Here is a 14,723-nt window from a genome sequence, read left to right as displayed (position 1 = left end):
ATCCTCTGCTTTTTTTCTTGTTTTTTCGAAAAGCATTAAAGAACAACTGAAAAAAGTCCGGCGTATATTGGTTTTGAAGAGGGGAGATGAAAGTATCGCTTCTTTTTAATGGCAAAACGTGTTATCATTATGTGTTATGACTTTGACGAGCGCTATGTGGAGACGCCGCAGAAGGTATATACAGTGATTGTGATTAATGACTTACTAAATATATGTACTCAAAATTAAGGAGATAAAATGACATTTAACGATTTGAACTTGATTCCCCCGATTCTCAAGGCACTGAGCCTGGAAAACTATACATCCCCGACTCCAATTCAGGAGGAATCCATCCCTGCGGCCTTGGCCGGCAGAGATATTCTGGGCTGCGCCCAGACGGGTACCGGAAAAACCGCAGCTTTTTCATTGCCGATTATTCAGCTGCTCAGCCAGCAGCCGGCCAGAACCGGCGGAGCGAAACGTATCCGTTCCCTGATTCTGACCCCGACCAGAGAGCTAGCTCTGCAGATCTCCGAGAATATTCAGGCGTACAGCAAGTTCACAACGATCCGCTCGACAGCGATTGTCGGAGGGGTATCCCAGAAGGCCCAGGAACGGGCGCTTAGCCAGGGTGCAGATATTCTGATTGCTACACCGGGCAGATTGATCGATCTGATCAGCCAGAGACATGTGGATCTGCAGCATGTGCAGATTCTCGTGCTGGATGAAGCGGACCGCATGCTGGACATGGGCTTCATTCATGACGTGAAGCGGATTATTGCCAAAATGCCGGCCAAGAAGCAAACGCTGTTCTTCTCGGCAACGATGCCGGCGGAGATCTCACAGCTGGTGAAGACATTGCTAGTGGACCCGGTGAAAATTGAGATTACTCCGGTATCTTCGACCGTAGACAGAATTGAGCAATCGATTTATTTGCTGGAGAATGGTAATAAGCAGAATCAGCTGAACCGTTTGCTGCAGGATCCTTCGATCGTGTCAGCGCTCGTCTTCACCCGCACCAAGCGCGGAGCTGACCGGGTAACCCGCGATTTGACCCGAATTAATATTACCGCCCAGGCTATTCACGGCAACAAATCGCAGAATGACCGCCAGAATGCGCTGAGAAACTTCAAGAGCGGCGCGACACGTGTGCTGGTAGCTACAGATATCGCCGCCCGCGGGATTGATATTGATGAGCTATCCCATGTCATCAACTTCAACCTGCCGAATATTCCGGAAACCTACGTTCACCGTATTGGCCGGACCGGCCGTGCGGGAATGAGCGGAGTTGCCATCTCGCTGTGCGAAGCTGAGGAAATTCCATACCTGAAGGATATCCAGAAGCTGATCGGCAAGGTGATTCCGGAAGTGAAGGATCATGCTTATCCGATGTCCAAGAGCAATCTGGCATTGCTGGCAGACCGTCCAGGCAAAGCACCGGCCAAACCGTCGCAGAAAGCTAAAACGAATCCGGCACGCAAGCCGAAATCGGAATGGTTCACGCAAGGCAAGCAAGGCGCCGGTAACGGCGGAGCGAAAAGCGCGTCGGGCAGTGGCTATGCAGGCAACGGAGCGAAAAGCGCATCGGGCAGTAGCTATGCGGGCAGCGGGGCTGGCAGCAGCCGGCCTGCTGGCGAGTCCGGCAACAGAGCAGGCTCCGGCAGCAGGCCGGGCGAAAAATCTGCGTCCCGTCCAGGGGGCGGTTCAAACAATAAACCGGGTGGTGGACAGTTTAACCGGTCCAGCCAATCTGGCAGCAGACCCGGCAGCAGCCAGAACGTACGCCCCAGCAGCCGTCCTGCGGCCAAAGCAGGCAGATCTCAATAACTCTTTGAGATGAATAATGTAAGATAAACTGCAGCCTTCCCTTGGGAGGCTGCTTTATTTGATTTGAGGTAGAACCTTTGCGGATGTATTCGGTTTATCGCATACAATGGGCTCTTATGCTTGTGAGAAATGTAAGGAAGCGTCTAGTCAAACATCATTTACTCGTCAAACATTACTTGGTAGAAGAACAAGCAAAAACCGCCGCTTTCCAGTCCCTGACTGAGAAGCGGCGGTTTCGCCGATGTTACCTTTATCGTTACCATTCTGAGTAGAAGAAGTTACCCGGCGAGATAAGCACCCAGCTCTTCGCGCAGCGCAGCGCTGATGGAGGTCATCGGCAGGCGGAGCGTGTCGGAGGAGATCTCACCTCGTGCGCTGAGCAGCCATTTGATCGGCGCCGGATTGGATTCCTTGAACAGCAGCTTCATCAGCGGCACGAGCTGATCAAAGGCAGCCTGTGCGGCGTCAACCTGGCCGGCTCTGTACTGTTCGTAGATGCTGAGATAGGAGGCAGTATATACATTGGCCGAGGCCAGCATACCACCGGCGGCTCCGCAGCCCAGCATATCGAAGAAGTTCAAGTCATCGCCGCAGAGAACCGGCTTGGAGCCGTGGCGGGACAGCTCGGAGACCAGCACCGGAGAGCCTGAGCAGTCTTTTAACCCGACAACGTTGTTCATCTCCAGGATCGTACGGGCGGTGTCTACGGACATGCCGACACCGGCGCGGCCGGGAATATCATACGCGATGACCGGGAGACCGACCTCAGCCGCTTTGCGGAAATGGGCGATGATGCCTTCCTGTGAAGGACGGCTGTAATAAGGGACAACAACCAGTGCGGCATCGGCACCGGAGTTCGCGGCAAGCTCTGTGCGGGCTACAGTAGAAGCGGTATCGTTCGTACCCGTACCTACCACGAGCGGGATCGGACTGGACTTCAAAAGCTCGCGTGATGCATCCACGAGTGTCTGCAATTCCTGTATGTTGACTGTCGGCGATTCTCCAGTGGTTCCATTAACGACCAGACCATGAATACTGTTCTTGATGATGTTGTTCACATACCGCTGATACGACTCCAGATCAATCTCGCCGGCGGCATGGAACGGGGTTACCACGGGAACATAGATTCCATAAATCTGTTCTTCTGTTAACATGAATATCGTCCTCCAAAATTGTAAAATCCTTTTATCCTACTGTACCATGGATTATTGCATCGTCGTTAGCTATAATAAATGATGTAGGTTATCAATAATATTGATGTTAGGGTGGATGATATGGACTTAACCTATATGCGGACCTTCCGCGAGGTTGCTAAGCGGCAGAGCTTCACCCGTGCGGCTGAAGAACTGGGCTATGCCCAGTCCAGTGTAACGATGCAGATTCAGAAGATCGAGAAGGAATACGGCGTACCGCTGATAGAGCGGCATGGCCGGGCCTTGCGTCTGACTCCGCCGGGGGAAGAGCTGCTGAAGCTGTTCGTGGAGATTCTTGATCTGTACGACCGCTCCAAAGAAACAATTGCCCAGCAGATTGGCGGCACACTGACGATCGGGACGATTGATTCACTTGCCGCCTTTTATTTGCCGCCGTTCCTGCAGCAGCTGCGGACCATGTTCCCCGGGCTGAACATTCATCTGCAAACGGAGCAGGAGGCCAATCTGGTCTCCAAAATCAGGGACGGCGAGGTCGATATTGGCCTCCTCCTGGACCGCAGCACAGCGGATACCCTGCTTGAGCGTACAATCATCCGGGAGGAGCCGCTCGTTCTCGTGGCGCCTGCCAGTCATCCGCTGGCAAGCCTGGCGCGGGTTACGCTGCAGGATCTCAACAACTGTGAGCTGATTGTCTCGGAGGAGAGCTGTATCTACCGCAGCCTGTTCGAGAACCTGCTCCGGGAGCACGGGATTGTGTTCCGGATCGGTTTTGAGCTGTCGAATCTGGAAGCGATCAAGCGCTGTGTGCGGAACGGCTTGGGCATTGCGCTGCTGCCGAGAATTGTGGCTGAGGAGGAGATCGAGCGGGGGAATCTCGCCGAGCTGTCTTTTGCCCATCCGGAGATTCATTTCGATCTGCAGCTCCTGCTCCATCCAAAGAAGTGGAAGTCGCTGCCGCTCCAGTCACTGATCCAGATGCTGCGTGAGGATGCGAAGGCTAAAGCCGCTGTACTGTGAGGGTGGAAGCCTGAGCAAGCGAAGTATGCAATGTTCTAATATAGACATGCGGAGGATCATATGAATATCATTGAGCTACCTATTCAGTTTGAGTATGAAGGACAGCCATATTACATTTACCCGAGCCTCATTGTATCCGGGGAAGAGTTAACCCTGGTCGATACCGGTTATCCCGCTTTCATGCCTTTGATAGAGAAGGAGATCCTGAGGCTGGGGTACGACCCCTTGAATCTGAAGAATATCATTATTACCCATTACGACGATGACCATATCGGCGCCTTGTATGAGTTCGTGGAGAAATACCCGTCCGTTACGGTCATCGCGAGCGAAGTGGAGAGCCCATCGATCTTAGGCCTGATGAAATCTGAGCGGCTGATCCAGGCAGAAGCTCTGCTAGTGGAGATGCCTGAAGAAGAACAGGCGTCCGGTGAAGAGTTTGTACAGCTATTGAAGAATTTGCGGCATGTTCCGGTGAATCAGACGGTCCGGGATGGAGAGTGCATTCTGGATGGTAAGTGTCAGGTCCTTGCCACCCCGGGGCATACGTCAGGTCATATTTCTTTGTATTTTCCGGCACTGGGCATTGTCATAACCGGGGATGCAGCAGTGAATGAGGGGAGTGCATTGGCTGTTGCGAATCCGCAGTATTGTATCGACCTGGAGAGTGCAGAGCAGTCGTTGAACCGGTTAAAAGCTCTTAACGCACAATCCTACTACTGCTACCATGGCGGAAAACTCAGCTTCTAACTTAGTGCACAGGAAAACACAACTGGCAAAGATGATTGCTGATCATATCACCTGTATATCTCTCCATGACCGGCCGCTGGTAATCGAGCAGATGTCCGCTGCTGTAGAGGGCGGGGAGGATCTCCGTCCATGCTTTTTGAACAGCCTCAGCGGTATGTTGTATAGTAACAACCGCATAGGTCCCGCCGGGAATTTCACCGTAGTGAATAGACTTATCCGCTGGGGCGTTCTCTGGCACGCTGATACAGGCATCATATCTGCAGTGTTCAGGCAGGGTGGTGTCCGGGTTGTCCTGGGGAATCCCGAAGAGGATGGCTGATCCGGTAAGCAGCTGGTGTGCACGTGCCCACTCCTTTAAGGCCTCCATAGCCTTACTGTTACCGGGACCATAGGGGCCTGTCTGGCGCATATAAGCAATACGTGTTGCTGGAAGCGTTTCGAGCTGGATTTTCATCGTTTCATTGTCCTTTCTTTCGCTGTAATGAGTACATTCCGAATGCTAACATGGACTAAAATAGAATTCATTTCTTTTTTGAGCGGAGCTCTATATGCAGCAAGATATTGACATCAAAAACGAGAATATGTTATATAAAAGGTAGTGTTAGCACTCAGGTGAGTGGAGTGCTAAACGATGATCCGCAATCCGAAGGTTATTTTTGAAAGGAGATTTATTTATTCATGGCCAAAAAAGAGTTTAAAGCCGAATCCAAAAGACTGCTGGAAATGATGATTAACTCCATTTATACGCAGCGGGAGATTTTTCTGCGGGAACTGATCTCCAATGCAAGCGATGCCATCGACAAAATCTATTACAAGGCACTGGCCGATGAAGGCCTGGTGTTCAATAAAGAGGATTACTACATTAAAGTGACCGCCGATAAGGCAAGCCGTACGTTAACCATTTCCGATACCGGAATCGGGATGACGCAGGAAGAGCTGGAGAACAATCTGGGGATTATCGCGAACAGCGGCTCGTTTGCTTTTAAGAAGGATAATGAAGCCAAGGACGGACACAACATCATCGGACAATTCGGGGTAGGTTTCTATTCCGCATTCATGGTGGCTGACGATGTTACCGTAATCAGTAAGGCGCTGGGCAGCGACCAGGCGTTCAAATGGGAATCCCAGGGTGCGGACGGTTACACGATTGAGCCTTGTGAGAAGGATGCTGTCGGAACCGAAATCACGCTGAAGATCAAAGAGAACACCGAAGACGATAACTACGATGAGTTCCTGGAAGAGTACCGCCTGAAGTCGATCATCAAGAAATACTCGGACTTCATCCGTTTCCCGATCAAGATGGACATTACCGGCAGACAGCCTAAAGAAGGCGCTGAGAATGAATTCGTCGATGTAACGGAAGAGCAGACCGTGAACAGCATGGTGCCGATCTGGCGCAAGAACAAAAACGAGCTGACCGAAGAAGATTACAACAACTTCTATGCGGAGAAACGCTACGGCTTCGACAAGCCGCTGAAGCATATCCATATCAGTGCCGACGGCGCTGTGGTCTATAACGCAATCCTGTTCATTCCGGAGAATACGCCATTCGATTACTACACCAAGGAATATGAAAAAGGCCTGGAGCTCTACTCCAACGGTGTGCTGATTATGAACAAATGCGGGGATCTGCTGCCGGATTATTTCAGCTTCGTCAAGGGGATGGTGGATTCCGAGGATCTGTCGCTGAACATCTCCCGTGAGCTGCTGCAGCATGACCGCCAGCTGACGCTGATTGCGAAGAACATCAAGAGCAAGATCAAGAGCCAGCTCCTGAGCCTGCTGAAGGATGAGCGTGAGAAGTATGAGACGTTCTATAAATCTTTTGGCAGACAGCTGAAGTTCGGGGTCTACAATGACTATGGCATGGAAAAAGAAACGCTGCAGGACCTCCTGATGTTCCACTCCTCCAAGGAGAAGAAGCTGGTTACACTGGCTGAATATGTGGAAAGAATGCCTGAAGACCAGAAGTATATCTACTATGCCTCCGGTGAATCGGTGGAACGCATCGAGAAGCTGCCGCAGACAGAAATGGTGCTGGACAAGGGGTACGAAATCCTCTACTTCACCGATGATATCGATGAATTCGCAATCAAGATGATCATGTCCTACAAAGAGAAGGAATTCAAGAACGTCTCCAGCGGTGACTTAGGGATTGAAGAAAGTGCTGAGGATAAGCCTTCTGAAGCGGAAGAGAATGAGAACAAGGGATTGTTCGAAGCGATGCAGGGCATCCTGTCCGGCAAAGTAAAGGCAGTCAAAGCCTCGAAGCGGCTGAAATCCCATCCGGTCTGCCTGTCTACTGAAGGCGAGCTGACCATCGAGATGGAGAAAATCCTAAAGGCTATGCCTAACGGCGGCCAGGATGTACAAGCTGACAAGGTGCTGGAAATCAACATTCACCATGATGTCTTCAAATCGCTGAAGGCTGCTGCTGAAGGGGACAAGGAGAAGCTGGGTCTTTACACTAACCTCTTGTATAACCAGGCGCTCTTGATTGAAGGTCTGCAGGTTAACGATCCGGTGCAGTTCACGAACGATATTTGCAAAATCATGGTCTAAACCGGCGTTCGCACCGGCCAGAGGACCTGCGATACAAGAATACCCCGCTACTGGTGCAGACCAGTGCGGGGTATTTTTTTGTTGAAGGGTAGAGTTTATATAAAATCCTGCCCAAAATACAACAATTTCACTATAATCCCGGCTATATTTCAAGATTGTTGTATAAAGGCAGCATTTTTACTCCTCCGGGCCGATTAGCGGGACAAATCTTGTATTGCATACAACAATCTGTCTGAACACCCAGGTATCCAGGTAATCAAGTTGTAAGATGTACAACATTTAGTCCATGCGGTGTTGAAACGTCAGAATCTTGGGTTCTTCCAGCGTGATGGCAGGGTTAGAGGCGGCCTGAAGGACAGGGTGAAGGAAGCAGAGATTGGACATCCTTCAGAATGTCCGGGCCGGATAACTGCACTGCTGCCGGGAGCCGGAATGGTATGTTCTTGTTCAGGGTTCAGCGTTTGGCGTTTAGCGTACCTGGAAAGTCTCGATAAACTTGGTAGCTAGCGACGACAAATACTTGTCCTTGATCCAGACGGCGGCTACACGGGTATGCAACGCTTCGCACCGGATCTCCTTATAGATCAGGTTCCCGTGATTCGCCAGCTCAAAAGCAGATTTGGGAATTATCCCGATGCCAAGACCGGCGTTGGCCCAGAGCAGGGTCGTCCGCGCATCATCGTTCATGCAGAAAATTTGGGGTTCGAAGCCATGCTCCAGGCAGGTCTCACGAATAAGCTGCTCAAAGCGGCGGTAAATGATAAGCGGCTTATGCTGAAGCTCCCCGAGTGAAATAGCCGCCTCGCCGGAATTCCAATCATAATAAGAGGTCATAACGGCAATCATCGGCTCCGAATTGAGATACAGACATTCCAGATTGCTGGTATTAAAAGGAGTGCGGATAATGCCGATTTCGACGATGCCTTTGTTCAGCAGATCGATGATCATAAACGTATTGCCTTCATGGATTTCAAAAGTAACCCCCAGATAGTTCTTGTGGAATTCGCCCAGCCGGTCATGCAGCAGGGTGGCTCCGGAAGAGGAGACGGTGCCGATCGAGAGGCTGCCCTTCAGTCCTTTGGCAAAATCATTGATTTCTCTCGTGGTCGAATCCGTTAATTCAAGAATCTGCTGTGCCCGGTTACGCAAAATAATTCCTGCATCGGTTAACTGGATGCTGCGCGGACCGCGTTCAACCAGCTTGACCCCGAGCTCCTCCTCCAGCAGCTTCAGCTGCTGGCTGAGCGGGGGCTGGGCCATTTGCAGTTTCCTGGCAGCTGAGGTGATTTGACCTTCCTCGGCAATCGCAAGGAAATATTTCAATTGTCGGATATCCAAGTTATTACAGCCTCCCGTCCCGCGTCTTCAATCATATCCATATGAAGATCATATGGCAAAGATACGAAACCAATATTATTAATATGTAAGCAGGTATGACATAATCATAACGGGTCTTTTGTTTTTTTCAAGAGTGAATACATACTACGTAGGTTAGGTGAGGATTACTGTGTTCAAAATTGCTGTTTTTCTAAAGCCATACAGGAAAGAAGTGATCATCGGGCCGATCTTCAAGCTGCTGGAGGCAATTCTGGAGCTGCTGCTGCCGACGATTGTGGCCCTGATTATCAACAACGGGATTGGCAGGCAGGACAGTGCCTATGTCTACCGTATGGGCTCCCTAATGGTGCTGATGGCCATCCTCGGCTTCGGCTGCTCCATGATCTGCCAGTATTATGCAGCCAGGGCATCACAGGGCTTCGGCACATCGCTGCGCAACAAAATGTTCAAGCATATTTCATCGTTATCCTACGCAGAGCTTGATATTATAGGCACGCCATCACTGATCAACCGGATCACGAATGATGTCAATCAGCTCCAACTGGCCGTAGCCATGCTGATCCGGCTGGTTATCCGTGCGCCATTCATCTGCATCGGGGCGATCATCATGTCGATGATTCTGGATTTCCGGCTGTCGCTGATCCTGATTGCGGCTACACCGGTATTCGGAGTCATTCTGTATTTCATCATTACGCGCAGCTCGCCGCTCTACCGCAAATATCAGGTCAAGCTGGACCGTCTGGCGCTGGTGCTTAGCGAGAATCTGTCCGGTATCCGGGTCATCCGCGCTTTTGCAGAGAGCCGCCGCGAGAAGCAGCGCTTCAATGAAGCTTCTGAGGATTTGACACAGACCGCAATCCGGGTCGGACGGATATCCGCCTGGCTGGGCCCGATGACCACGCTGGTGGTTAACGCGGCGATTATCGCCATTCTGTGGGCAGGCGGCATTCATATCGATGCCGGGCGGCTGTCACAGGGGGAGATCATTGCATTCATCAACTATGTGACACAGATCCTGCTGGCGCTGATTGTGGTATCTAATCTCGTTATTCTGTTCACCAAAGCCTCGTCATCTGCCAACCGTGTCAACGAGGTACTGGCAATGACGGCGACGGTTGCCGAGGTTGCGGCAGACGCGCCGGCGGCCAAGCGTGATGATTCAGCGCCGGTGATCTCCTTCCGCAATGTTTCGTTCGGGTATAACACAACCGGTGAGCTTGCGCTGGAGAATATCACGGTCGACATTCACCGGGGGGAGACGGTCGGACTAATCGGCAGTACCGGCTCCGGTAAATCGACCTTCGTGAACCTCATTCCGCGGTTCTATGATGCAGTAGAGGGTGAAATCCTGGTGGAAGGTGTAAATGTGCGGCAGTACCGGCTGGAGCAGCTGCGGAGCAGGATTGGCATTGTGCCGCAGAAGGCCATGTTGTTCACCGGATCAATTGCCGATAACATCCGCTGGGGCAAGGCCTCTGCAACCCGGGATGAGATTATGTCTGCAGCAGCGGTGGCCCAGGCGGAAGAGTTCATTGCCAAGCTGCCGCAGGGACTGGATACTCTTGTCGCACGCGGAGGGCATAATTTGTCCGGAGGACAGAAGCAGCGGCTGACAATTGCCCGGGCGGTTGTAGGACGTCCGCCTATACTCATCCTGGATGATTCCTCCAGTGCGCTGGATTTTGCCACGGATGCAGCTTTGCGCCGTGCACTGAACAAGAACAGCGGAGATAGGACGGTTCTGCTTGTATCCCAGCGGGTGAGTACCGTAAGACAGGCGGATCAGATTATTGTATTCGATGAAGGGCGGATTGCCGGTATCGGCAGGCATGAAGAATTGCTGAAGAGCTGCGGGGTCTATCAGGAAATCTGCATGTCCCAGCTCTCGAGCGAGGAGGCTGTACAATGAATAGCAGGGCGACCTGGAAACGGCTGTTTAGATATACAAGCCAATACCGGAAGATTACTATCGGGGCAGTCATCTGCGCCATTCTGAGTGTGATTTCCAGCCTGATCGGACCGCTGCTGATCGGCCGCGCGGTTGACCGTATGATCGGGCCGGATCAGGTGGACTTCCCGGGGATTTTACGCCTGCTGCTGATCCTGGGAGCCATATATCTGATTGGCAGCTTCTTCGGCTGGCTGCTCACTTACTATACGAACAAGCTGGCCTACCGGACAGTTTACGATCTCCGCCGCGAGCTGTTTGACAAGCTGGACGCACTGCCGCTGAAGTTTCATGATAATCATCCGCAAGGCGACAGCATCAGCCGGTTCGTGAACGATATGGATGCTGTCTCTGACGGGCTGCTGCAGGGCTTCTCCACGCTGCTGACGGGGATTGTGACCATTGCCGGGGCTATCGGGCTAATGCTCTATATCAGCCCTGTGATGACGCTGGTGGTGCTGTTGTCTGCACCGGCGACCTTCTTCGTCGCCCGTTTCATTACAATGCGTTCACAGCAGATGTTCCGGGAGCAGGCCAAAATCCTCGGCGGGCTGAACGGTTATGTGGAAGAACTCGTCGGCGGACAAAAGGTAGTGCAGGCCTATCACTACGAGGACCGCTCTTTTGCAGGCTTCGCTGAGCGCAATAATGAGCTGTACAAGACAGGGATCAAATCACAGTTCTACGGCTCTCTGTCTAATCCGACTACACGTCTGGTGAACAACATCACCTTCTCGGTGATCGCGATGATCGGCAGTGCACTTGTGATCGGCGGACACTTCTCCGTCGGGGATCTGTCCAGCTTCCTGATCTACTCGAATCTGTTCGCGAAGCCGTTCAATGAGATTACAGGTGTCATTACCCAGCTGCAGTCGGCGACGGCATCGGCGCAGCGTATTTTCACCATTCTGGATCTGCCGCAGGAGACTCCGGATGCTCCGGGTGCTGTAGTGATGAAGGGAAGCCAGGGTACCATTACCTTCGACAAAGTGAGCTTTGCTTATACCCCGGAACGGCCGCTGATCAGGAACTTCAGTCTGGAAGTGAAGCCGGGCACGCGCGTGGCGATTGTCGGCCAGACCGGAGCGGGGAAGACCACACTGGTGAACCTGCTGATGCGCTTCTATGAAGTCGACAGCGGCACCATCCGGATTGATGGTACGGACATTACTTCGATTACCCGGGACAGTCTGCGGCGTAACTTCGGGATGGTGCTGCAGGATACCTGGCTGTACGGAGGTTCGATCCGCGATAATATCGCTTACGGTAAGCCGGAAGCAACGGAAGCGGAGGTCATTGCCGCCGCCAAAGCCGCGAATGCACACAGCTTCATCAAACGGCTGCCCGAGGGCTATAATACGAAAATAAGCGGCTCGGGAGATAATCTCTCTCAAGGCCAGAAGCAGCTGCTTACCATCGCCCGTGTGATGCTCGTCGATCCGCCGATGCTTATTCTGGATGAGGCTACGAGCAGTATTGATACGCTGACGGAGGTGCGGATTCAGAAGGCTTTTCTGGCGATGATCTCCGGCCGTACCAGCTTCGTGATTGCCCACCGGCTGTCCACGATCCGTGAGTCGGACCTGATTCTGTTCATGAAGGACGGCGACATTGTCGAGAGCGGAACGCATGAGGAGCTGGTGGAGAGCGGGGGCTATTACGCCCGTTTGTACAATAGCCAGTTTACGGCGGTTTAGATAGGGTGATATGCAGAAAGACAGCTGTGGTCAGGACCTCTTCGGAAGAGGCTGACTGCGCTGTCTTTTTTGCAGCGGGATAAACTGAACTTATTAGGAGATTTACATAAGAATGAGCTGTGACTTTGGTGATCCCTGGACTTCAGGCCGCTGATGGGTGTTGCTGTTGCCAAGATCCTTCGGTTAACTCTCTGATCGTGGTGGAGATCCGGCGAACCGGTGACTTTTTGAAAATCCTGCACATAATACAACATTCTCTTCATTATTTCGGGCCAAATCGGAAATTGTTGTATAAAAAGTAGGCGTGTTGATTTCCCAAAAAAAGGGACGAAAAAGGCCGCCATTTCGGGTAATGGTAAGTACGACCAAACCAAACCGAAATGAGGCGACCTCATGAATAAATATACCCCATTTTTAGCCGTTTTCAAACAAGTGTTAACACCGGAAGAAGTCCAAATGGTGACCGGACAAACCGAGGACTACGTGGATAGAGGAACCAAAATGACCGTCGGGTTGCTGCTCGATTACTTTGTCCAAGCCTGCTACCACAAATGGGACGGATTCCGGCAGAGTGCCCGCTTAGGCCCACGCTTTGACTTGCCAGAAATTCATTACTCCACCCTTTCCGGCAAGGCCGGTGAAGTCCCTTACGAAATCTTCAAACGTATCTTTCAACTGCTCGTCACGAAATGTAACCGCCAAACCCGGCGGCATTTGAACCTTCCTAAAGATCTTTTGCTGATTGACTCGACTACGGTCACGGCAGCGAACTCTCGAATGCCTTGGGCCTCGTACAAAAAATTCAGAGGGGGTATTAAGCTGCATGTTGCTCTTTCGCATGGCCAGCGTTCACCCCTGAACGTGAAGGAATCGATCGCGAAGCGCAATGACGCTCCGTTTGGAGAAGTCTTGGCAGATACGGACTACATTTTGGTACAGGATCGGGCGTATGGAAAAATCAGCAGATTGGATCAATATGTGCTCCAGGGCCAGTCGTTTGTGATTCGGCTCAAAGACAATCTCCATTTGGTGAAGCCAAGAGAACTCCAGCGACCCGCAGAGGGAGAAACGAAAATTGTTCGTGATATTACTTGTTATATCGGTCAAGGGAAGTGCCAATCTGCTCAGCGCCACCGGGTCGTAGAATTTGAAAATGACCGGGGTGAAGTCGTACGGGTCGTGACCGATTTGAGAAAAGAGTCCGCTCATGTGATCGCTGAAATCTACAAGGCACGCTGGGAAATTGAAGTCTTTTTCCGCTGGATTAAACAGCATCTGAACGTGCCATGTCTATTTGGAACCACCGAAAATGCGGTATACAGCCAATTGTTTGTGGCCCTTGCTGTCTATGTGCTTCTGAAACGCGTTTATGATGAAATTCACCCCAACGTGCCTGCCTTTGCTCAACTGACCCTTTGGGAATTTATGCAGCATTGGCGTATATTTAGTCTTCCGCTGGAGTGGCAGGTTCAACTTAGTCTGCTCAGGAACAAAGGGGTTTTGGGGATTATATCCATCCCATAATATGGGGAATCAACAGGCCTGTATAAAAAGCAGGATTTCGCAACCACCGAGCGGCTGAGCGGGACAATTCTTGTATTTCGTATTTCGTACAACAATCCTCCTGAACACCCGGATATTAAGAGATTAAAGTTGCAATTCGACCAACAATAGTACCCCATGCAAAAGTGAGTAAGTAACTCAATCTGCTGTGCCACAGCTAACGAGAGATTTCGGTGATTTAAATTGCAGTGATCAATAGACGATAACAATGGAGGTTCATTCGAGTGGCAAAAATCGGTTTAATCAGGCATGGGATCACAGAATGGAATATCGCAGGAAGGGCTCAGGGACTGTCGGATATCCCGCTTAACGGGGAAGGCAGAGAGCAGGCGCTTAGACTTGCCGGACGGCTGAGTAAAGAACCGTGGGACCTCATGATTTCCAGCCATTTGTGCCGGGCTAGGGAGACTGCAGAGATTATTGCTGCAGCCTCAGGGATTGAGGAGCACCTGATTGACGAACGGATATGTGAAATGGATTGCGGACAGCTGGAAGGGCTGAATGAGGCAGAATGGCTCGGAAGATGGGGGCCGGACTGGCGCAGCCTGGAGCTCGGGATGGAGAAGGCAGAGGATGTATCACGCAGAGGAAAGCTTGTTCTAGAGGAGCTGTATACCCGCTATGGTGACAAAAAAATACTGGTTGTCAGCCACGGTGCCTTAATCGGCTTGACGCTCCAGCACCTGCTGCCGCAAGTTCACCACTACTTACATAAAGAATGCTTCGCTAACCCTGCTCACCAAAATCAATAATAACTGGGATTGCCTGCTGTACAACTGCGTGGAGCATTTGGCTGAAGTATTTGCGGGCTGAACTAATCCGTGAAAATAACTCCATCCTCCCAAGCACACCTTCGGGTCACAGATGAATTGGCTATTCTACATACGTTTG

At 51.5% G+C, this 14,723-nt stretch carries 11 protein-coding genes; 8 read left to right on the top strand and 3 right to left on the bottom strand.

What is annotated here, in order from left to right:
- Nucleotides 1-237: 237 nt before the first annotated feature.
- Entirely contained in the window at nucleotides 238-1,806 is a 1,569-nt protein-coding gene (locus R50912_RS18825) for a DEAD/DEAH box helicase (RefSeq protein ID WP_042237065.1), read from the top strand.
- A gap of 278 nt (nucleotides 1,807-2,084) precedes the next feature.
- Here the strand turns inward: R50912_RS18825 and dapA are convergent, their stop codons facing one another.
- Nucleotides 2,085-2,960: a 4-hydroxy-tetrahydrodipicolinate synthase gene (gene dapA / locus R50912_RS18820; RefSeq protein ID WP_042237063.1), complete on the bottom strand. Its 876-nt coding sequence runs from the start codon at nucleotides 2,958-2,960 to the stop codon at nucleotides 2,085-2,087.
- 120 nt (nucleotides 2,961-3,080) lie between these two features.
- On the opposite strand from dapA, the gene R50912_RS18815 reads away from it, so the two are divergent.
- Both R50912_RS18815 and R50912_RS18810 read left to right on the top strand, forming a co-directional pair.
- Nucleotides 3,081-3,977, top strand: a complete 897-nt coding sequence (locus R50912_RS18815; protein ID WP_042237062.1) for a LysR family transcriptional regulator — start codon at nucleotides 3,081-3,083, stop codon at nucleotides 3,975-3,977.
- Between the two features lie 60 nt (nucleotides 3,978-4,037).
- A complete protein-coding gene (locus tag R50912_RS18810) occupies nucleotides 4,038-4,724 on the top strand; it encodes an MBL fold metallo-hydrolase (RefSeq protein ID WP_042237061.1) in 687 nt (228 codons plus the stop codon).
- A gap of 1 nt (nucleotide 4,725) precedes the next feature.
- On the opposite strand, the gene R50912_RS18805 is transcribed toward R50912_RS18810, so the two are convergent.
- Entirely contained in the window at nucleotides 4,726-5,178 is a 453-nt protein-coding gene (locus R50912_RS18805) for an AraC family transcriptional regulator (RefSeq protein ID WP_042237058.1), read from the bottom strand.
- Nucleotides 5,179-5,402: 224 nt separating this feature from the next.
- On the opposite strand from R50912_RS18805, the gene htpG reads away from it, so the two are divergent.
- Nucleotides 5,403-7,286 carry a molecular chaperone HtpG gene (gene htpG / locus R50912_RS18800; RefSeq protein ID WP_042237056.1) on the top strand — a complete coding sequence of 628 codons (1,884 nt, stop codon included), beginning with the start codon at nucleotides 5,403-5,405 and terminating at the stop codon, nucleotides 7,284-7,286.
- Nucleotides 7,287-7,754: 468 nt separating this feature from the next.
- Here the strand turns inward: htpG and R50912_RS18795 are convergent, their stop codons facing one another.
- The gene (locus R50912_RS18795; protein WP_042237054.1) at nucleotides 7,755-8,624 is read right to left on the bottom strand and encodes a LysR family transcriptional regulator; all 870 of its coding nucleotides are present in this window, start codon (nucleotides 8,622-8,624) and stop codon (nucleotides 7,755-7,757) included.
- A 169-nt stretch (nucleotides 8,625-8,793) separates the two neighbouring features.
- Between R50912_RS18795 and R50912_RS18790 the strand changes: the two genes are divergently transcribed.
- The 4 genes from R50912_RS18790 (at nucleotide 8,794) to R50912_RS18775 (ending at nucleotide 14,584) form a co-directional block, all read left to right on the top strand.
- Nucleotides 8,794-10,533, top strand: coding sequence for an ABC transporter ATP-binding protein (locus R50912_RS18790; protein WP_042237052.1), 1,740 nt, complete (start codon nucleotides 8,794-8,796; stop codon nucleotides 10,531-10,533).
- Entirely contained in the window at nucleotides 10,530-12,269 is a 1,740-nt protein-coding gene (locus R50912_RS18785) for an ABC transporter ATP-binding protein (RefSeq protein WP_042237051.1), read from the top strand. The genes R50912_RS18790 and R50912_RS18785 overlap by 4 nt, the downstream gene beginning before the upstream one ends.
- 393 nt (nucleotides 12,270-12,662) lie before the next feature.
- Complete coding sequence (locus tag R50912_RS18780) at nucleotides 12,663-13,793, top strand: IS4 family transposase (protein WP_042237049.1); 1,131 nt, start codon at nucleotides 12,663-12,665, stop codon at nucleotides 13,791-13,793.
- A gap of 263 nt (nucleotides 13,794-14,056) precedes the next feature.
- A complete protein-coding gene (locus R50912_RS18775; RefSeq protein ID WP_231637674.1) occupies nucleotides 14,057-14,584 on the top strand; it encodes a histidine phosphatase family protein in 528 nt (175 codons plus the stop codon).
- Nucleotides 14,585-14,723: the final 139 nt, after the last annotated feature.

The sequence above is a fragment of the Paenibacillus sp. FSL R5-0912 genome (assembly GCF_000758605.1).
Lineage (GTDB): Bacteria > Bacillota > Bacilli > Paenibacillales > Paenibacillaceae > Paenibacillus_AQ.
Note: the sequence above shows the minus strand (reverse complement) of the source record. Positions and strands in the feature narration are given on the sequence as shown.

What these genes read in the sequence shown, in the direction of transcription:
- R50912_RS18805 (WP_042237058.1), bottom strand. Translation starts at nt 5,178, where the DNA reads ATGAAAATCCAGCTCGAAACGCTTCCAGCAACACGTATTGCTTATATG.
- dapA (WP_042237063.1), bottom strand. Translation starts at nt 2,960, where the DNA reads ATGTTAACAGAAGAACAGATTTATGGAATCTATGTTCCCGTGGTAACC.
- htpG (WP_042237056.1), top strand. Translation starts at nt 5,403, where the DNA reads ATGGCCAAAAAAGAGTTTAAAGCCGAATCCAAAAGACTGCTGGAAATG.
- R50912_RS18810 (WP_042237061.1), top strand. Translation starts at nt 4,038, where the DNA reads ATGAATATCATTGAGCTACCTATTCAGTTTGAGTATGAAGGACAGCCA.
- R50912_RS18825 (WP_042237065.1), top strand. Translation starts at nt 238, where the DNA reads ATGACATTTAACGATTTGAACTTGATTCCCCCGATTCTCAAGGCACTG.
- R50912_RS18785 (WP_042237051.1), top strand. Translation starts at nt 10,530, where the DNA reads ATGAATAGCAGGGCGACCTGGAAACGGCTGTTTAGATATACAAGCCAA.
- R50912_RS18815 (WP_042237062.1), top strand. Translation starts at nt 3,081, where the DNA reads ATGGACTTAACCTATATGCGGACCTTCCGCGAGGTTGCTAAGCGGCAG.
- R50912_RS18780 (WP_042237049.1), top strand. Translation starts at nt 12,663, where the DNA reads ATGAATAAATATACCCCATTTTTAGCCGTTTTCAAACAAGTGTTAACA.